The following is a 20660-nucleotide window of genomic DNA, read 5'->3' on the forward strand; positions in this document are numbered from 1 at the left end:
GTCTTATAATTTGTTTGCCCAGGTTTCTCTGTCCAAATTTCGGTAATTAATTGCTTCCGCCAGATGTTTTGAAAGAATATTTTCCGAACAATCTAGATCTGCAATAGTACGGGAAACTTTTAATATACGATCGTAAGCACGTGCCGATAAATTAAATCGATCCATTGCCGTTTTCAGCAATTCCAAACCCGCACTATCGGGTGAAGCATACTTTGCCAGAAGTTTTGGAGTCATCTGTGCGTTAGAATACACACCATCTTCTTTATCGAATCGCACAGCCTGAATTTCGCGAGCCTTTACCACACGTTCTCGTATAAAATTACTCGCCTCGCCCGGTCTTTTATCCGATATTTTTTCGAAAGGAACAGGAATTATTTCAATATGAATATCAATACGATCAAGTAATGGTCCTGATATTTTATTGAGATACTTCTGTACCGCCCCATTCGGACATACACACTCTTTGTCCGGATGATTATAATAACCGCAAGGACAAGGATTCATAGACGACACAAGCATAAAACTTGCCGGATATTCCACGGAGAATTTAGAACGGGATATATTAATTTTACGATCTTCTAAAGGTTGTCGCATTACCTCTAAAACATTCCGGCTAAATTCGGGCAGTTCATCAAGAAACAGCACACCATTATGTGCCAGACTTATTTCTCCGGGCTGAGGATAGGCTCCGCCTCCGACTAAAGCCACATCCGATATAGTATGGTGCGGACTGCGAAAAGGGCGTTGAGTCATCAGTGACGTCTCGGCTCCCATTCTGCCTGCTACACTGTGTATTTTCGTTGTTTCGAGGGCTTCATGCAATGTGAATTGTGGTAATATAGATGGAATACGTTTAGCCATCATAGATTTACCTGCTCCGGGAGGCCCTACCATTATAAGATTATGTCCTCCGGCTGCTGCAACCTCTAATGCACGTTTCACATTCTCTTGTCCCTTTACATCTGAAAAATCAAATTCAAAAGTTTGTTGTGATTGTTCAAATTCAGCTCGTGTATCTACAATAGTAGGCTCTAATGAGACCTTCTCATTGAAGAAATCGATCACTTCACATATATTTTCAACTGCGTAAACTTCCAAATTATTTACAACAGCTGCTTCTCTACCATTTTTCTTCGGAAGTATAATTCCCCTAAATCCTAATTCACGAGCTTTAATCGCAATCGGCAACACACCCTTGATAGGCAGTATAGTACCATCGAGCGACAACTCACCCATAATAAGATAATCCCCGAGTTTATCGGCTTTTATTTGCTCGCTCGTCGCCAGAATACCAATAGCCAATGGCAAATCATAAGCAGTACCTTCCTTTCTGATATCAGCAGGAGACATATTTATTACAACTTGTTGACGAGGAACTTTATAATTATTAACCTGAAGTGCAGATATAATACGCTCATGGCTCTCTTTTACTGAAGCATCAGGCAAGCCTACAAGCATAAACTTAATACCTTTAGAAGAGTTCACTTCTATAGTTATCAATGTTGCCTCTATGCCTTGCACTGCTGCACCAAAAACTTTTACTAACATTAGCTGTATTTATAGAATTAATCAGAAAAGGCAAATATAGCAAAATACAGAAGGATTATCTCAATAACAGTCTACCTTTATTTCGATTTGCCTGATAAAATATCATCCAGCTTCTTTGGTAAGTCTAAAAAAGACACATCCCTTTCCAATATAATTCCCGTAGGAGATATTAATATACTGTAAGGAATTTCTCGTATGTAGTATTGCTCAACAGTCTTAGCAGACCATCCGCCGTGATCGGGCAACAGAGTCCACTTCACAGAATCAAGAGTGTTTTTCGAAATAGGCTCCAGCTCTGTATCCATAACTATTGTAGCAAAATCAATATTCTTTTTGTCTTTTTTCAACTGATTATAAACCTCTACGGCATTTTTCCGTTCGCGGTCGCACGCCTCGCATGTGGTAGATATAAATGATAATAAAAGATATTTACCTCTGTAATCGATAAGACTTACATCTTTTCCCTTCAGATCTTTTAATGTGAAATTAAGGGCAGGTGTACCCACTGTCGATTGCTTTATTTTCGCACTATAACGTTTCAAATCGAGAGTCAGAGGAAATACGGCAGCTTCACCTCTCAACAATTCGAGATTTTCATCAAGACGAGGTATCGATGTCTCATCTTTAAAAAATGTATTGATGAGCATTACACTGGCTATCTTGTCAGGATTTGCTTTCACATAGTTTGCAGCAATATTAGACAGGGTGAAATTTATATTCTTTAATTCGGCAAAACTTTTTCCGCTTACACTATCTTTTTCAACAGCCTCAGATAAAACATTCAAAATTTCGACGCGAGATTTCAGCATATCTTTATTTTGCTCTTTAAACGAAGTCAGATCATCATTTATAGATCCTCCTTTTACACTTATCAGATCAGGAAACAAAACATCCCCTTTCAGCTCTACTGTCCAACCTTTATCTACAAGTATATAAGTACTTTTTGTATTCTGATTGAAATATAAAGACATAAAAGTCAACGTATCCACAGTTCCTGAAAAAGAGAATTCTCCTTTTGCATTAATCCTCACCGTATCAACTAAAAGCGAGTCTCCTATTTCGCGGGCAGCATAAAAATATCCTTCTGTTACATTATCTAATTTGCCCTTCACCTCAAACTTGGAAGAATTACCCCCACAAGATATTAAAGCAAACACAAACAGAAGTAGAGACGTTAGAGTTATTATATTATTCTTATTCATTATGTTCATTCTAAATTTTCAATACATTATCGCTATATACATCATAGCCTTTATTAGAATAACGTACAAAGATAGCTTTTATTTTCTAAAACGTTTAAAAACCTTAAATTGTTCTAAAAAAAGATTAATTTAAAGATTCTGATATCCAAAAACACTCTTTTGAGCCAAACAACAATCAGTTATGTTCTCTTGTTTTCACATTAATAACAGCTACCCAATAAGCTCTTACCATAGAAATCACTATATTTGCACTTTCAAAAACAAACGTGACATGAGAATCATAAATTTCATTATTTTTGCTTTGAGCATCATACTTCCAATGAAATCATACAGCCAAGACATTCCTCTTTCGTTAGAAGACCTCATTCCCGGCGGAAAATCATTCTACAAGTATCGTGCCGAAATGCCCCGTCAGCTAAATTGGTACGGAGATCAACTGACTTATGCTAAAGGCGACTCGATATTTATTGTACCTCAAAAGACAAATCAAAAGCCACAAGCATTAATCACTCTTGAGATTATTAATCAAAAGCTTGGCTTAGAAAAGAGTGCTGAACTAAAAAGCATCGGATATGTAACATCTCTGTATGGCAAATCGAATGAAATACTCATTTCAACCGCGAGCAACAGCTACTTACTCAATATCCTTACAGGAGAAACGACAGGAAAATATGCCATAACAAAAGAAATGCAGAATAAAGATTTCTCTATCGAAAAGAGAATATTTGCATACACAAAAGATAATAACCTATATATACAAACCAAAGAAGGTCGTGAGCTTCCCATAACAAAAGAAACCGACAAAGCTATTGTGAATGGACAATCCGCTCACCGCAACGAATTTGGGATACATAAAGGAACATTCTGGTCACCCAAAGGAAATGCTTTGGCTTTTTACCGAATGGATCAAACGATGGTTATAGATTATCCGCTGGTAGACATATCTACTCGTGTAGCAGAGCTGAAAGACCTGAAATATCCGATGGCAGGAATGAAAAGCCACCAAGTAACACTCGGTGTTTACGATCTGAAAACAGAAAAAACCGTTTATCTCAAAACAGGGACCCCCAAAGAAAAATATCTGACTAATATAGCATGGAGTCCTGACGAAAAATCTATTTATATTGCAGAAATAAACAGAGGACAAGACACGTGTATTCTAAAAAGTTATGATGCACTTACAGGAAACCTAAAATCGACATTATTCACAGAGATTCATCCGAAATATGTTGAACCCGAAAATCCTGTCATATTTTTGAAAAATGATTCCAACAAATTCGTCTGGACAAGTAAACGTGATGGCTTCAACCATTTATATCTATATAATACAAGCGGCGCCCTGATCAAACAAATCACCTCCGGAAAGTGGGATGTAACCTCAATAATCGGTTTTGACGAAAAAGGCGATAATCTTCTTTATAGCTCGACCGAAGCCAGCCCGATAGAAAAGCATATCTATAAGATAAATCTTAAAAATGGGAAGAAAGAACAGCTATCGAAACAAGAAGGCGTTCATTCAGCCATGTTAAGCGCATCGGGCAAATACATCTGTGATATATACACATCGCAAAACAATGCGGGAAAAGTAGCTTTGACTGAAACAGGTAATAATAAAACCTCCATTTTCCACGAAGCTAAAAATCCTTATCGCAATATGCAGTTACCGGAAATAACTCTTAGCTCACTGAAAGCAAATGATGGGAAGACTGACCTCTATTACCGTCTGGTTAAACCGTTAAACTTCGATCCGCAAAAGAAATATCCTGTCATTGTATATGTATATGGCGGCCCGCATTCTCAATTAGTCGATAATTCTTGGTTAGGACAAGCTCGTGGATGGGATATATACATGGCAGAAAAAGGCTACGTAGTTTTCACGATAGATAACAGAGGAACATCAAACAGAGGTAACGACTTCGAAAATATAACACACCGCCAGCTTGGTATAATAGAAACTGAAGATCAGATGTCAGGCGTAGATTTTCTCAGATCGCAGCCCTATGTAGATACCGAACGTATAGGAGTGCATGGCTGGAGCTATGGTGGGTTTATGACTCTCAATCTGATGCTTCGCCACCCCGAAACGTTCAAAGTTGGTGTTGCCGGAGGACCTGTCACCGACTGGAAGTATTACGAAATAATGTATGGCGAACGCTATATGGACTCTCCTAAAGAAAATTCTGAAGGCTATAAGAATTCGAGCATGGTCGAAAAAGCAGGTGATCTGAAAGGCCGGCTTATGCTTATACACGGCGATGAAGACCCTGTTGTAGTAATGCAGCACAGCATGCAATTTCTTAAGTCATCAATTAAAAACAGAACTCATCCTGACTTCTTTGTCTATCCCGGTCACGAGCATAATATGATGGGAGTCGATAGAGTTCACTTACACGAACATATAACCCGTTACTTCGACGATTTTTTGAAGTAAATTTAGATTGATTATTCATTATGTATAAAATAAGTAAACAATTCGCATTCTCCGCATCACATATACTGGACGGTCTGTCAGCAGATCATCCTTGTTCGCGGTTGCATGGTCACAATTATATAATCACCGTACATCTGAAAGCCGAGCAGCTGGACAATACGGGCTTTATTAAGGATTATCGCGAACTAAGCACCGTAAAAGATTATCTTGATAATACGTTAGATCATCGACATCTGAACGATGTATTTTCGTTCAATCCGACAGCCGAAAATATAGCAAAACATTTATACGATATTTTCAAGAAAAGTATCCCCGAACTGTATGCCGTAGAAGTGTGCGAAACCCCTAAAACATCTGCCATCTATGAAGCTGATTGTTAACGAGATTTTCTACTCGCTTCAAGGTGAAGGCGGGCGCAATGGCGAACCCTCTATATTTATTCGTTTAACGAAATGCAATCTGGCTTGCAGTTTCTGCGATACGGATTTTGCAAATGGAGACGAAATGGGTATTGATGATATTCTAGATGAGATAAAACAATATCCATGCAAGTGGATTATCTGGACAGGCGGCGAGCCAACTATACAACTAACAGATGAGCATCTTGCTAAATTTAGGGAACAAGGCTATAAGCAAGCCATCGAAACAAATGGGACAAGACCTGTACCATCATTGATAGATTACATTACATGTAGCCCCAAAAAAGACTATGAGATTATCAAGTCACGTATTCCTTTTGCGCACGAAATAAGGATACCTGTTCAGAAAGGAGATAAACTTCCTGACATCTCTATCTTCCCGAAAGCCGATAACTATTTTCTCAGTCCAATATTCGATGGAGATAAACTAAATATCGAAAATGCAAACTATTGTGTCGAACTGATCAAGGCAAATCCGCAATGGAGACTAAGCCTACAGATACATAAACTGATACATATCGAATAAGGAAAGATGGAAAGATTTGATCTGAACATACTGGGATGTGGATCGGCAACTCCGACTCTACAGCACAACCCCACGTCACAAGTTTTGAATGTACGGGAGAAGCTTTTCATGATCGATTGTGGAGAAGGTACCCAGTTACAATTTCGCCACAGCCGATTGCGCTTTGGCCGTTTAAACCACATCTTCATTTCGCACCTGCATGGCGATCATTGCTTTGGACTGATAGGATTAATATCGACACTGGCTTTACTTGGCCGAACAGGTGACATTACAATACATGCTCATGCCGACCTCGAAACTATTCTACGACCTCAGCTGGATTATTTCTGCCGAGAAATTCCGTGTGACGTAAAAATAGAACCTTTTGATCCTCAGATAAGCGAATTGATATACGAAGACAGATCAATAACTGTAAAGACAATTCCTCTTATACATCGAATACCCTGCGCAGGTTTTCTATTTCAGGAAAAGCCCAAAGAGGCTCATCTGATTACAGATAAAATCAAATTCTACGATATACCGATCAAGGAATTAGCGAAAATTAAAAAAGGAGCCGATTTTATCAGAGAAGATGGAACTATCGTACCAAATGAAAGATTAACCCGTCCCGCAGAGCCTTCTAAATCATATGCATATTGCTCTGATACGGCATATAATGAAAAAATAATCCCTATCATCGAGGGCGTGGATTTATTGTATCATGAGGCGACATTTGCCGATGCAGAAGCATTTCGAGCCAAACAGACAGGACACTCTACAGCCAGGCAGGCAGGCAAAATAGCCAAAATGGCAGGTGTAAAAAAACTTATGCTGGGGCACTTCTCAGCCCGATACACAGACAACGGAATATTACTACAAGAAGCTAAAGAATTGTTTGATAATACAATACTCGCTAACGAGGGACTCTGTGAAAAATTGTGAACCAGCCTGATTTTTTTATTACTTTATACTTTTTATAATATTTGATTGTATATATTTGCCAATATTAGACAAGTGATAATGGTGCAATTTAACAAAATATTCTGCTTACTGCTATTTATAGGATGTTCGCTTTCGGTAGATGCCGAAGGTTCTGTCATCTCAATAGAGATAGAGGATGCTGTGGCAGTCGATAATAAAGAGATTACTATGAATCTCGATATTTTGATAAATAGTACTACCAGAACCCAATTGCAGAATGTACCAACAAAAGGCTATTTGGAAGTATATAGCATTTTAGGTTCGAAGGTCACAAGTAAAAATCTACAGAACTGTCTCGGTGGCTGTGAACTAGAATTACCTAAAGGCTTATATATATTAAAAGCAGGAAGGGTTACTCAAAAGATAATTGTCAGATAAACCGACATAAAATAATGAAAGCTTGCATTTACACAGATGCAGGCTTTTTTATTTCATGAAAACTTTTCGCACCATTCATTAAACTGTGCCAGAGAACGCTCCCCGTATTTCGCCAGACTATTTCTCACTTGTTCTATTGTTTTCTCCTCGCCCAAATGTGTTTTCGAAAAAAAACAGTCAGAAAAACAAATCACTTGCTCTTCTATACTTATCGGGATCATATCGCGATGAGGAAGTGGCAATTTATTATCGATTATCTCCTGCAAAGATAGCCCTGCGCCCGTATGGCGTTCACAAACCAAAGCATGTTCGGGATAACCTAGTTCATGTAACAACTCACTACCCATATAGCCATGAGCCATATAAGGAGCTATTCCAAAGCATTTTACAGATGGGGCATAAGTGAAAAATATTCCAATATCGTGTAACATTGCAGCCTCTTTCACAAAGTCTGTATCAATATTTAGCTCCGGGTGTTTTTCGGCAATTACAAGAGCTTTATTCATTACATCGGTACTGTGATTGATAAGTATGTTATGAAGTTCAGAATCCTTTTTATAGTATCTTTCGATGATAGTTAGTGCATTCATTTTTATAGTAATATAATTTATTCTCAGAAAATATGTAAGTTTGTAGTATTGTGTATATTTAAAACGTCTGACCGAAAAAAAAGTTTGTCACATAAAAGCTTGTTTTTCTAGTTTAACATTGTGACATTCATGGTTATTCTGTCAGAAGTATTTATTTTTCGGTGTGTAAAAGTAATTAAATTATTTGCTTTTGAACATTGATTTAAAACAGATAAATACGAGACGAGAGAAATATAGTAAACAAATAGAGAACTTTAGACCAAACAATAGGTCGGATGCAAAACCATACGTAAGAAATAATTGTTATACCCCCATAAAGAATAGATGTTTAAGTACATTTGTATAAACAACCCGAATTATGACCGAGAATAAATGCCCCCTTTGTGGTAAAGATGTAGTAGAAGATGAAGCATTTTGTCGCGATTGCCAAGAAATAGCACTGACCTCACATGCTTCGCAGTTTGCCGATGAAGAAAATGCGGAAGACATTGAAGTTGTTACTAATTTCTCAACAGTAAGCATAGAAATAGAAAATAATGCTATCTCAGAAACAACCTTCGCAAAAGAGGTGGAAGAGGATATAAAAGAAGAGGAATCTATAAAAGATGCAGAAGGGCCCTCGAGCCAAGAAGAATCTACGGATCCCATCCCACGTAAAAGCAATAAAAAATCAATCATCTTTCTACTAATTGGCCTCATTCTCCTCATTTCTATTGGCGGGATAAGAGCCTATATGTATGTTCAAAACAAAGAGGCCGAAGCCAAAGAAGCTGCTTTCTGGAACGACTGCATCGATAAAAATACGCCTCTTGCCTATTCCAAATATCTGGTGCAATATCCCGAAGGGCAGTTTAGTACAATGGCACAAGCAAAAATACTAGAGCTTAGAGAACAAGAGCGTCAGGAGTGGGCAAAACTCAGAAAATCGACAGATATAAACGCTTTCTTCGCATTTCTTACAGACCACCCAAAGACTCCGTATGAACGTGAGATACGGCATACAATGGATTCTCTCAGTTGGGCAACAACCAGTAATGAGAATACAGCAGCAGGCTATCTCGCATACATAGAAAATGTAAAGTTAGGAAACTTTGCAGGTGAATACAGATCATTGGCACAAGAAAGGTATGACTACCTCAGCCAGATGAAAACAATTGAAGGAGAAGAATTAGCCAGCATCAAAAAGACACTGACTAATTTCTTCAAAACTTTATCTTCAAATAAATATAAAGATCTGCAAAAAGAGATGGCTCCTACTCTTACCAATTTCTTCGGAGCAAAAAACACGACGAAAGAGGCGATAACTAAATCAATAGAATCTGATTTAAAAACACGAAAAATAAAATCTATTGCATACACTGTAAATATGAATTCGCTGGAGGTAATACGAGACAATAAGAATATCTATTTCACGACTTTACCGATCGAACGTCAGATCACGTATACCGACAAAAAGAAGAAAAAAGAAACTACAAAACTGATTGTAAATATAGAATTGAACAGCGAAAAAGAAATTCAGGCATTATATCAAAAAGAGTAGTAAAGCATTGATTATTTAAGCTAAAGATATTAAATAATTTTCATATCACATTGTATTTGAAACATATACATATGTTTATATGTTGACACATATGAAATAAAAGCGTATATTTACAGACGCATTTAACCTTTTGCCTTATTTAATTTAATAGCTATGAATAAAATCAACACAATTCTGATTGGCTTGCTCGTACTCATAACAAGCTGCTCATCTCCCGTCGAGAAACGACTCACTGATTATGTTAATCCTTTTTTGGGTACTGCTACCCTATGGGACAGTATAGACCTTGGTTATAAACCTACACGCAGAGCATGGGGAGCCGAAGTATTCCCCGGATCATCACTTCCGAATGCGATGGTTCAGGTTAGTCCTGTCACACTATTCAGAAGTGGTTCGGGCTATCAATATGAGGATACGGTGATTTATGCTTTTACTCACACCAATAAAGGGCATTGGAACCTGTGCCATATACCACTAATGCCGGCAACCGGAACTTTTGCACCGGACGATTATAAATCGGCATACAACCACAAAAATGAATCTGCTCATCCGGGATATTACCAAGTATTCCTCGAAAGATATGATATAAATGCAGAATTAACTTCAACATTACGATGTGCATATCACAAATACACATACAAAGAAGGACAACCTAAGAAGCTTATTGCAGACCTTTCCATATCTAACGAAGGAGTGAGAAACTGGAGTATCTCGCAAGAAAATGAAAACATATTCAAAGGATTTCAGGAGACTGGCGAGAAAATGTATTTCTATGCAATCTCCAACCATAAAATAGAAAAAATAGATTCACTCCGAAACGATAAAAAAGTTATCTCCATCGTTAATTTCATCGATAATGATAAACCAGAACCGCTAGAATTGAAAATTGGCTTCTCGTTTGTAAGCATAGAGAATGCGAAAGCAAATCTTGAAGCAGAGATTGCCGAAAAAAGCTTCACAGAGATAAGGGATGAAGCTACTGATACATGGGAAGATCTATTATCGAAAATAATAGTATCGGGTGGTACTGAAAAGCAACGCGGACTATTCTATTCTTCACTTTATCGTTCTTTCCTTTGGCCTGCTCTACGCAGTGATGTCAATGGCGATTTCACCGATGTAAAGGGTCAGGTTGTAAATAAAGGTTTCCAATATTATACCGATCCTTCATTTTGGGATGATTATAGAAATAAGTTAATTCTCCTTGGAATGATATCACCTACCGTAGCTGTCGATGTAATTAATTCAATAACGGATAAAGGCGAGAAAACAGGGTTTATGCCGACATTCTTCCATGGTGATCACGCCTCTGTTTTTGTGGCGGGATCTTATTTAAGGGGCCTAAGAGGATATGATATAAACAGTGCCTATAATCTGGTTTTAAAAAATGCGACAGTGCCGGGCAGCAGACCTCATCTGGCCGAGTATATCGAAAAAGGATGGATTTCGGAGATGGATCTCGAAAACCCTGTACTCGAAACTGTCGCAAAAGCTGCAGTAACAAAAACACAGGAATATTCGTACGATGATTATGCGGTAGCTCTGTTAGCGAAGGAACTGAACGACAAGGATAATTATGAAATGCTGATGAAAAGGACAAGCAATTATAAAAACCTGTTCGATCCTTCTACTGAATTAATGAGAGGACGCCTCGAGAATGGAGAATGGATTAAAAAGTTCGATCCCGAATTTCCATACTACGAATATATGTATCGTGAGGCAAATGGATGGCAGTCAGCATTCTTTGCACCACACGATCCTGAAGGATTAATAGCTCTCTATAAAAGCAAAGATGACTTTGAGACCAAGCTGGATTCTCTTTTCACTATTCCGTGGAAAGGGTATGAAGCACATAATCTAACTGGTTTTATAGGACAATATTGTCATGGCAATCAGCCCGATCATAGCGCACCATATATGTACTATTTTGTAGACAAGCAAGAAAAAGCACAAGCTATACTAGATAGTTGCATGAACCATTTTTATGGTATGGGCAAAGAAGGCTTAGCTTTATCGGGAATGGATGATGCAGGCGAAATGTCGGCATGGTATGTATTTAATGCGATTGGTCTTTATACTTTCTCTCCGGCCGACGCTGAATATATTATCTCTGTTCCGCTTTTCGACAAGATTGTTTTCACCTTAGATAAGGATACTAAATTTACAATTCTGAAAGAAGGAACAGGTAAGAAGATAACAAATATTACCTATGGAGGCGAGAAAATAGATGGTTACTTTATAACTCACGATCAACTAAAACAAGGTAAAGAGTTGGTGATTACCACCAACTAGTCTGCTCTAAATAACGACTGAATAAAATAAGAGGGTGTGTCACAAGTAATTTTTCGTATGATATTGTCATCCTGAACGAAGAGAAGGATCTCTTATGGAGAGTCAAGATTCTTCACTTCGTTCAGAATGACAAAAGAGAGTAACACTTTTACAGTACACATTACTTGTAACACACTCCCTTATTTCTACATATCAATTTCTTTAAAATCAAATATACTTCAACTCCACCGTCTCTCCTTTCTTCAACTCGAAGCGGATAAAGCCATCATCTTTCTGTTTTAGCATGATTACCTTACCATTTTTCAGAAAACGTGGTATTGTTCCATCTACGGAAAGTTTTATTGTGAAATTATTATCGGCAGAAGCTTTTATCAGAGCCTTTTCTACTTTACCATTCTTCCATGTTAAATCGGTTTCAGCCCCTCCTTCTACGCAAAGACCTTTATAATAACCAGTTTCCCATTGTACAGGAAGAGCAGGCAAGAACTGTATATACCCCTCGTGGCTTTGCACCAACATTTCTGCAATTCCGGCACCTCCTGCCTCATTTCCATCAAAAATAAATATATCGTAAGGAGCTCCTGCAATCCCTTTAGGCGATATTGTCAACAGATTTTCGCGGATGAACTCACGTTGTAGTTGCACCACACTTTCATATGCCTTCTGTGCATCGAATAAGCGGGCGTAAAGGCTAATCATATTCGCACGGCTCCATTCTACATCTTCCCAGTTTTCGGCAGACAGACGATACTCTAGTGTCTTTCTGGCAGCAACAGCCAATTCGGGTGTTTTCACCGGTGAAATCTGAGAAAAAGGATATAATGCGAGTAGATGTGTCGTATGACGATGATGAGGTTGAGCCTCTTCAAAATCTTTAAACCATTCCTGTACAGCACCATTCTTTCCAATCATAATAGGAGGCAATTTACTCAACGCTATACTTAAGGAATCTCTAAATTCATTATCAGTATCTAATATCTCAGAAGCTTCGATACAGGATGTGAATGCTTCATACACAAGCTGGCGATCGCATGCCGGCATCATAGAAATGGATAGTTCGTCGCCTTTATATTTGAATGAATTTTCGGGAGAAGTACTGGGACCTGTAAGTAAATAATCACTATTCGGATCCTGAACCATATAGTCGAGCAAAAACTCTGCATTGCTTTTCAAAATGGGGTATGCCTTATCTCTCAAAAAATCCTGATCTAAAGTATAAGTATAGTGTGTCCATAAATGAGAAGCTATCCACGTTCCGGCAAGAGGAAACAATCCCCAATTGACACCTTGTCCCGAAGGAGTATATCCCCACACATTGGCAATTGTATTGGCTGCCCAGCCCCTTACTCCATAAATATCCTTTGCAGTCTTCTGCCCATAAACAGAGAGGTCTTTGATGTAACTGAACAATGGTGCATTACACTCGTGCATATTTCCTATATTGGATAACCAATAGTTCTGCTGTGTATTAATATCGAGATGATAATCGTTAGTCCACCCCATATTACAAGCTAAATTGTCATTCCACAAGCCTTGAAGATTAGCGGGTAACGGCGAGTTCTCACGCGATGCAGCTATCAATAAATATCTGGCATATTGGAAAAATAAAGCATCTAACCCGACATCCTCTTTTCCTGCCTTTACCTGCTCCCATCTTTTATCAGTAGGCAATTTATCCGCATCGCTTTCACCTAAAAACAGATCGACTCTACTATACAGATTAGAATAGTCTTTGATGTGGTTATTTTTCAACACATCATAGCTTTGAGATAGTGCCTTACCTACTGTCGACACACAATCCTGCCTGTACTGTTCGTTACTGTAATCAGTTCTTAAATCAAGAGCAATTACAACAGATGTAGCATTTTCTATATTTATTTTTTGATTTGCAACAGACACTTTACCATCTTTGGTTGTTACACCGATCTTTCCCATAAAGTTGACACCACCTGGACCCTGTTTAGGGAAAGAGACTTTGCCCGTGAATTCAAGGCTATTATTCGCAGCATTAATTACGGCCTCACGTAACATATCTAAAGATAAATCTAAGTTCAGTATTTTAGGTTTACTTGCCGATAAGCGAATAATCAGAGCATCATCGGGATTACTACAAAAGTATTCTCTGGTATATAGTGTATTGCCAATCCTGAAAGTCACTGTATGTATTGCATTATTAAGATCCAATTCTCTTTTGTAATCTGAAACACCACCGGCAGGGTATTTAAAATTCATTTTGAGATCGCCTGCGGGTACATGAGAACCAAATGAGTGTGGTGTTCCTGCCATAAATTCTGTAACAATGCGATTTCCTTCTGCATATTCGCCGGCAAAGAATAGTTGACGAATATCGTTTAGCAATTCGGGCCCTAGTGGGCGCTCCTGAAACTTATCTTTCTGTCCGGACCACATAGTTATTTCGTTCAGGGCTACAGTTTCTTTCTCAACATCACCGAACACCATTACGCCAATACGCCCGTTGCCTAGTGGCAGTGCTTTCATCCACTCATCTGCAGGCTGTCGATACCATAGCTTGTTCAAATATTTGGTTTGAGACCATATCGGTTGAAGACTTCCTAAAGACAAAAAAATAACGAAGGAGAGTAATATCTTTTGTTTTTTGCTTTTCATATGATTCTATTTTAAACAACTAATTAGTTTGATTATTATTTTTCAGCATGTAAACCCGGCCCATCAAATGCATACCTGAACCAATTGAAATAGGCTTCACCACCATCGCCAAGCGTGTTGTACGAAAATATACCGACCCGCACACCTTTCCAATCACTAGAATAAAGGGGATACGGTTCTCCACAAGCTATATATTTTATATTATCTAAGCTATAATAAAGCTGATGCCGGTTCGTATTTGCATCTAGCGATACTTTAAAATATACTGTATTATCAGATATAGGAATTATCCGTTCGCTGTTTCCATTACTTTCGGTATAAACATAGTTCCCCCCATTTTCGCGAGCAACCCCTATAGCATTATAAAGATTTCCGACACAAAACAATCCGGCATGCTGACCATCGATCAGTCTTTCACAGTTAACTTCTGTTGCGGCTTCTCCTTCATATCCCATTATTTTTTGCGTGAACATATTCTTCGAATCACGCAAATTGTCTGCCCTCAGAGCTTTGATGGTAAGATAACCTTTTCTATCGGCAAGCGACCAGTTGGTATTTACAGGATTATGATTTATCTGCCATTGTAATGAACGCTCCGTTGAAGAAAACTCATCACAAGTTGCCGGAGCACTTATAGAAACCGACTTCCCTGTATGCGGCTTCTCCCATTCTTTCACAGGCTCACCTATTCCATTACCATTTGTATCAACACCAATAATTGGCCAGCCATCTTTCCAGACTACAGGCTGAAGGTGTACGATACGCCCCACAGGATCTTTCGATTGAAAATGATAGAACCACCATTCCCCTTCGGGTGTATCGACCAATGCCCCCTGATGCGGCCCATTGATACCCGAATTTCCTTCTTCCAATACAATTCTCTTTTCGTATGGACCATATATGTTTTTTGCCCGTAAGACCGTTTGCCAACCTGTAGCAACCCCACCTTCGGGAATACTCATATAATAATATCCATCCTTTTTATCAATCTTAGTTCCTTCAGCAACCGGACCTTCGTATATTGTCACTCCATCATCAAGTAATCTTGTGCCATCCGGACTCATTTTATGAAGTATGATGGGACCTCCTCCCAGCTGACTTCTACCCACATAGGCTTGCCCGTCTTCATCCCAGAAAGGGCAAGGATCTTCCCAACCACTAATATGTTTCACGTTCAGCAACGGAGACCATGGTCCTGCCGGATCGGTGGCTTTAGACATAAACAATCCCTCGTGAGGAGAACAAAAGAAAATCCAGTATTCGCCATTATGATAACGAAGGGCAGGAGCCCACGAGCCACCACCATAACGTTGATTTTTGTCCCATTCGGGAAAATCGAACCGATCATAGACCTGACTTATAACTTTCCAGTTCACCATATCGTCCGACTCCAATACAGGCATCCCTATAAAATGAAATTCGGAGCAAACCATATAATACTTATCGCCCACACGAATTACATCAGGATCGGAATAATCGGCATTTAATATGGGATTGACGTATCTTCCATTACCTTGATCTCCCCAACGGTTATCTATATTCTGAGCAGAAGAACTAATGATTTGCATCGAAAGAGCAATGAATACCGCTATTCTTTTGAGGTAAATATTTGTTTTCATTGTATCTAATTTTAAGGTTAACAACAGTCGTTTGCAACTTAAGAAAAAACGATCCGGATAAAATGATAAGTCTTGTTCCCCTCTAAAGAAGATAACAGGAACTTTTCAGATTTATTCTTCGGTAAGAAGTAAAACACTACTATCGAAAGGGTTTCCTATATCAAGAGTTATACCGGCTTTCATAAGATAATCGCCCGAAAACACATGTCCGTTTCCATAGAACGAACCATTTCCCGATTTGATATTCAGTTCGGTTATCTTATAGTTCTTCTCCGGATCAAGCCCTTTCATTTTTGTTTCAAAATAAGTTGTACGCCCATGATATCGAAGGCTGTATGCAAATAAGACAGACTGTTTCTTATCCTTCGACACATACATATGTGATGTCCACCCGTTTTTATCATAGGGAGATATCAATCTGTATAAATCGCCAAGCTGTACAATGGGTCTTATGTCTTTATAGTTCTTAATGGCATTAATCGCAAAACCATACTCATCACTTGGTATGTCTTTGGGTTGAAGCTCCATTCCTAAACGCCCCGACATAGCCACATCGAACCTAAATTTAAGCGGAGTTATCATCTGGGTCTGATGGTTGGGACTCGTGGACACATGAGATGCTGTAGCTATAGCAGGAAAGAATATATTCGTTCCGTATTGGATAAATATACGATCCAAAGCATTCGTATTGTCACTAGCCCAAAATTCATCGTGATATTTCAATGCACCGAATTCTACACGACCACCACCGGATGAACAGAGTTGTATCTGAATATCGGGATATTTCGCTCTGATACGTTCGTAAACACTGTACAATCCTTTTACATACTCGTACCAGAAATGTGTCTGTTCATCGGCAGGCAGATAATCTGATCCGACATTATCGACGTGCCTGTTTGCATCCCATTTTATATAACTGATATTTGGTGACAGAGATACAACCTCGTCGAATGTATTGAATACGAAATCCTGAACCTTAGGATTACTCAAGTCTAATAGCCACTGATTGCGCATAGGCAATATATCCCGCTTCCCGCTTTTAACTATCCATTCGGGATGTTTCTTAGCCAATTCACTATCGGGATTTACCATTTCGGGCTCGATCCATATACCGAATTTCAACCCTTTGCTAACAGCATAATCAGCAAGATAACTGATACCTCTAGGCAATTTCTTCTTATTTGTTTGCCAATCGCCAAGTCCTGCATTATCACCATTGCGGGGATATTTATTGCCGAACCAGCCATCATCGAGTACAAACATTTCGACTCCAAACTTAGCTGCATTATCCATCATGTCAGTGAGTGTTTTCTCATCGAAAGAAAAGTAAGCACCTTCCCAACTATTAAGAATTATAGGACGAAGCCTGTCTCCTTGATTAAGTGCATATTTCCGTGACCAATCATGATAATTCCTTGATATCTGTCCTTTTCCATTGGCACTATACGTCAAGACCATTTCGGGAGTTTCAAGTTTTTGATTCGGTTTCAGACAGAAAGTCGAAGCAAACGGATTCATTCCTGCTACAATACCAAGTTTACCGGTTTCATCGAGTTCGAAAGATAATTTGTAGTTACCCGACCATGCTAACGAACCGCCATATACTTCACCTGAATCTTCATTGGCAGGACCATTCAGAGAGAGCAAAAACGAAGGGTTTTCGGCTTGAGTCGCCCTAACACCTTTTTTAGATTCTATAACTTTAATTCCATGCGTCAATTCTTCCTCTTCCATCTGCATCTCGTGGGCCCATGTACCATTAAAATGTGTGAGATAATACGATCCGGCATGGATAGGAATATATGAAGATGCGAGATTCTCTACTTTTATATATTTATTCTCTTTGTTCAGAATTGTTACCGACTGACAAATAATATTCTCTTTTTTGTAAGCAATGAAGCGGACATCTACAAAAACAGGGTATAACTTATCTTTCAGGCTAATCACGGTCTCAGTACGGTTTTCGTCCAACACCTTCGTTTCTGTAGCCACATATACCAGTTCTGTGGTAAGAACCCCATCATCGTGAGTTAGCTTCAATGCCGGATTCAGATAATAACGCCCACCATATGCCGGATACAATTGTGATGCAAAATCGTCATTAGTATCAGGCTGACCCTTCGACTTCTTATCTAAAAAAGAGGATGTACCATTCAGTTTGTTACCCCAATACTGGAAAATAACTTTCCCGTTAGGAGTTGCTGTGAAAATCATAGACAAGTCTTTTGTTCCTACTTCTATAATTTTCTTTTCCTGACTAAATACATTTATCGCCGTCAGAAACACTAAGAGAACACTTAATATTAAAGTTTTCATTTTCAATAATAGTTAATAAGAGAGTGATTCTCTTTTTATTTTCAATTTATAATTAATTACCGTAAAACCGGCTATTCCATAAAAATAAAATATCGTAGCCTATTTACTGATTCTATATACTCTAACATCCTGAGGGGGAACGGAGTATTGAAGGGTATTATTATTTATAGAAACAGGAGATGAAGTCCATAGCTCTTTTACTTTCATCTTATTATTATGCTTCAAATTAACTCTGTCCAGATTTAAGCTTCTCTGCATATCTGCTGTTTTGTCAAAGTTAAAGATAGCTATATACACATATTCTTTTGTATCAAGTGTATATAATGTTTCAGCTTTTCCGGCACCGGCCGCCATATAACCTTCTATTGGGTAGAATGATTTCCCTATACGTGCTATATCGTTTATATCAGCGTTAGTAGCAACCGATTTTGCCCTCTCTCTTGCGACACCATCTGACGGCACTTTTCCTTTTGTACTGAAATTGTCGCCTAACATATATAAACCTGTAATCACAGCAGATGTTATACGTGCCCTGTTCGCCCCTTCTTTATAGTCTTCTGCTTCCTGTGGTTTATAAAGTAATATGTGATCGGAATCGTTGAACGGATAAACACGGTCGAGCCACCATCCGAACGAAAGGCTGTTGAGCATATAGCCTGTTGTGCCCCATTCGCCTTCGGTCATAGCACCCCATGCATCGCAACTGATCCTTTTTGACGAGCCGTATTGAGAAGGGAATGTCGGAGCTATGGACAATGCCATAAACATATCCTCACCACACAGATCGGAAAGGTATTTCATCCCCTCATTGTAGGCCTGTACACCCGTTGTAACATCGGGGTTGTAGAATGAATCCGCTTCAAGCGTTCCGTTATTTATAAAATCGAGTTTTACATAGGTATATCCTAACTTTTTAAATTTGTTGATGTAATAATCCATACGCTGTTTTGTAGCGGGATGAGTAGGATCTACCCCCAGTGATTCCACTTTACGGGGTTTTCCGTTAGCATATAAGTAAATATCTTTATACTTGTAGGCTCCATTAGTACCTTCAACCTCTGCCTCCGCATTGCCGTGCCAGTCGGAGAAGGGACACCAATAAATCCCTGCCTTTTGCCCGTTGGCTTTACAGTGTTCTACAAAAAGGCCTAATTGTTCTTCTGTGAAATTATCCCAGAATGAATCCAAACCAATATATGTCGTATTATCATTTTCGAAACTATGTGGTTGTAATTCTTTTTTTATGAAATCGGATACATCTATCGCTCCTTCATAATTTACTTTCTCGGCTAATGCAGCCCAGCTGTTCCAACCAAACGGAGTACCACTATTCCACTTGCGAGGTGCGGCAATCAGCGCATTCGCATCGCCAAACTCTTCCAAACCTTTGCGCCAGTCGCTAAAGATTCCGAATAGTATCTTAGGTGATTTGAGGCTTTTACCTTTTATGCTACCATGTTCTTTCGATGGTCTGTCGGGTTTCTCGCTGATATCTCTTGTCAGTTCGTGTACCACTCCACCAAAACATTCTAGTTTAGTAATATATTTATTGTCTTCGCCTTTATAGCGGACACCTGTTTTCCATGTGTCGTGTTCTACTGATCCTACGATCAAACCTTTGCGTTCTTTTCCATTAAAAATGGCTGTAACTTCGAATGATATGTCCTCACCTGTCAGAGGTGACGACAAGTAGTGTACAAAATTGTCGTTATCGAACGGAACACGTAGCATACGGTTGCTATCTTCCGCCGGAAGAAATGAATTTTTAGTTGTGGTATATATCGGAGCTATATAATTACTCGAAATAGCTGTTGCCGATTTCAAAAAAACTTCCGTCAAAAAATAATCTCTGCCCGAATAGAAATAATAAACTTGCTCTATATCTGGTTTTCCTTCCAGACCTGTATAGCTGATAGTGTACTTCTTGCCAGACCCAAAGACATCGGAAACAGATTCTTGCTTGATGGCTACATTATTATAATCGGTGCTTTGTATATAATCATCCTGATTTTTAGCTTTTGCATATACTCCCGCCAATACGGTTTCTCCATTATAGATATAGTCTATCATTTTGCTTGCATCGTTGTAAACTATTTTCCATTTACCGTAACTGATCTCTTTACCATTAGCTACAGGAGCGGCCCATGCCGAAAGGCACAGGCAACTCATGTAAGTAAATATGATCAGATGTTTAAATCTGTTTTTCATCAT

General features: G+C 38.8%; 14 protein-coding genes. 7 read left to right on the plus strand and 7 right to left on the minus strand.

The genetic code is table 11. The features are described 5' to 3' along the window. Positions 1 to 3: 3 nt before the first annotated feature. Positions 4 to 1548, minus strand: a complete 1545-nt coding sequence (locus G7Y57_RS09360) for a YifB family Mg chelatase-like AAA ATPase (RefSeq protein ID WP_165022849.1) — start codon at positions 1546 to 1548, stop codon at positions 4 to 6. Between the two features lie 77 nt (positions 1549 to 1625). Then, positions 1626 to 2750 (minus strand): TlpA disulfide reductase family protein, encoded by a 1125-nt coding sequence (locus tag G7Y57_RS09365; protein WP_165022851.1) that lies wholly within the window; start codon positions 2748 to 2750, stop codon positions 1626 to 1628. A 271-nt stretch (positions 2751 to 3021) separates the two neighbouring features. Between G7Y57_RS09365 and G7Y57_RS09370 the strand changes: the two genes are divergently transcribed. The 5 genes from G7Y57_RS09370 to G7Y57_RS09390 all read left to right on the plus strand — a co-directional run bounded on the left by G7Y57_RS09370 (position 3022) and on the right by G7Y57_RS09390 (position 7464). Continuing rightward, entirely contained in the window at positions 3022 to 5181 is a 2160-nt protein-coding gene (locus G7Y57_RS09370) for a S9 family peptidase (protein ID WP_165022854.1), read from the plus strand. 20 nt (positions 5182 to 5201) lie between these two features. Further along, positions 5202 to 5561 carry a 6-carboxytetrahydropterin synthase QueD gene (queD, locus tag G7Y57_RS09375; protein WP_165022857.1) on the plus strand — a complete coding sequence of 120 codons (360 nt, stop codon included), beginning with the start codon at positions 5202 to 5204 and terminating at the stop codon, positions 5559 to 5561. Continuing rightward, on the plus strand, positions 5545 to 6126 hold the full coding sequence (locus G7Y57_RS09380) for a 7-carboxy-7-deazaguanine synthase QueE (RefSeq protein WP_165022860.1): 582 nt from the start codon (positions 5545 to 5547) through the stop codon (positions 6124 to 6126). Before queD ends, G7Y57_RS09380 begins: the two co-directional genes overlap by 17 nt. Positions 6127 to 6132: 6 nt before the next feature. Beyond that, the gene (locus tag G7Y57_RS09385) at positions 6133 to 7047 is read left to right on the plus strand and encodes a ribonuclease Z (protein WP_165022864.1); all 915 of its coding nucleotides are present in this window, start codon (positions 6133 to 6135) and stop codon (positions 7045 to 7047) included. Between the two features lie 78 nt (positions 7048 to 7125). Next, positions 7126 to 7464 (plus strand): T9SS C-terminal target domain-containing protein, encoded by a 339-nt coding sequence (locus G7Y57_RS09390; RefSeq protein WP_165022867.1) that lies wholly within the window; start codon positions 7126 to 7128, stop codon positions 7462 to 7464. A gap of 53 nt (positions 7465 to 7517) precedes the next feature. On the opposite strand, the gene G7Y57_RS09395 is transcribed toward G7Y57_RS09390, so the two are convergent. Next, on the minus strand, positions 7518 to 8054 hold the full coding sequence (locus tag G7Y57_RS09395) for an HDIG domain-containing metalloprotein (protein WP_165022870.1): 537 nt from the start codon (positions 8052 to 8054) through the stop codon (positions 7518 to 7520). A 358-nt stretch (positions 8055 to 8412) separates the two neighbouring features. Here G7Y57_RS09395 and G7Y57_RS09400 point away from each other — a divergent pair, with 358 nt between their 5' ends. Next, the gene (locus G7Y57_RS09400; RefSeq protein WP_165022873.1) at positions 8413 to 9594 is read left to right on the plus strand and encodes a hypothetical protein; all 1182 of its coding nucleotides are present in this window, start codon (positions 8413 to 8415) and stop codon (positions 9592 to 9594) included. 153 nt (positions 9595 to 9747) lie between these two features. Further along, on the plus strand, positions 9748 to 11886 hold the full coding sequence (locus G7Y57_RS09405; RefSeq protein ID WP_165022878.1) for a GH92 family glycosyl hydrolase: 2139 nt from the start codon (positions 9748 to 9750) through the stop codon (positions 11884 to 11886). A 207-nt stretch (positions 11887 to 12093) separates the two neighbouring features. Here G7Y57_RS09405 and G7Y57_RS09410 read toward each other — a convergent pair whose 3' ends face one another. The 4 genes from G7Y57_RS09410 to G7Y57_RS09425 form a co-directional block, all read right to left on the minus strand. Beyond that, positions 12094 to 14514, minus strand: a complete 2421-nt coding sequence (locus tag G7Y57_RS09410; protein ID WP_165022881.1) for a glycosyl hydrolase family 95 catalytic domain-containing protein — start codon at positions 14512 to 14514, stop codon at positions 12094 to 12096. Between the two features lie 35 nt (positions 14515 to 14549). After that, a complete protein-coding gene (locus G7Y57_RS09415; protein ID WP_255491401.1) occupies positions 14550 to 16082 on the minus strand; it encodes a glycoside hydrolase 43 family protein in 1533 nt (510 codons plus the stop codon). A 162-nt stretch (positions 16083 to 16244) separates the two neighbouring features. Continuing rightward, positions 16245 to 18449: an alpha-galactosidase gene (locus tag G7Y57_RS09420; protein ID WP_165022887.1), complete on the minus strand. Its 2205-nt coding sequence runs from the start codon at positions 18447 to 18449 to the stop codon at positions 16245 to 16247. Between the two features lie 99 nt (positions 18450 to 18548). Further along, entirely contained in the window at positions 18549 to 20657 is a 2109-nt protein-coding gene (locus G7Y57_RS09425; protein WP_255491392.1) for an alpha-galactosidase, read from the minus strand. Positions 20658 to 20660: the final 3 nt, after the last annotated feature.

Source organism: Dysgonomonas sp. ZJ279 (assembly GCF_011039205.1).
GTDB lineage: Bacteria > Bacteroidota > Bacteroidia > Bacteroidales > Dysgonomonadaceae > Dysgonomonas.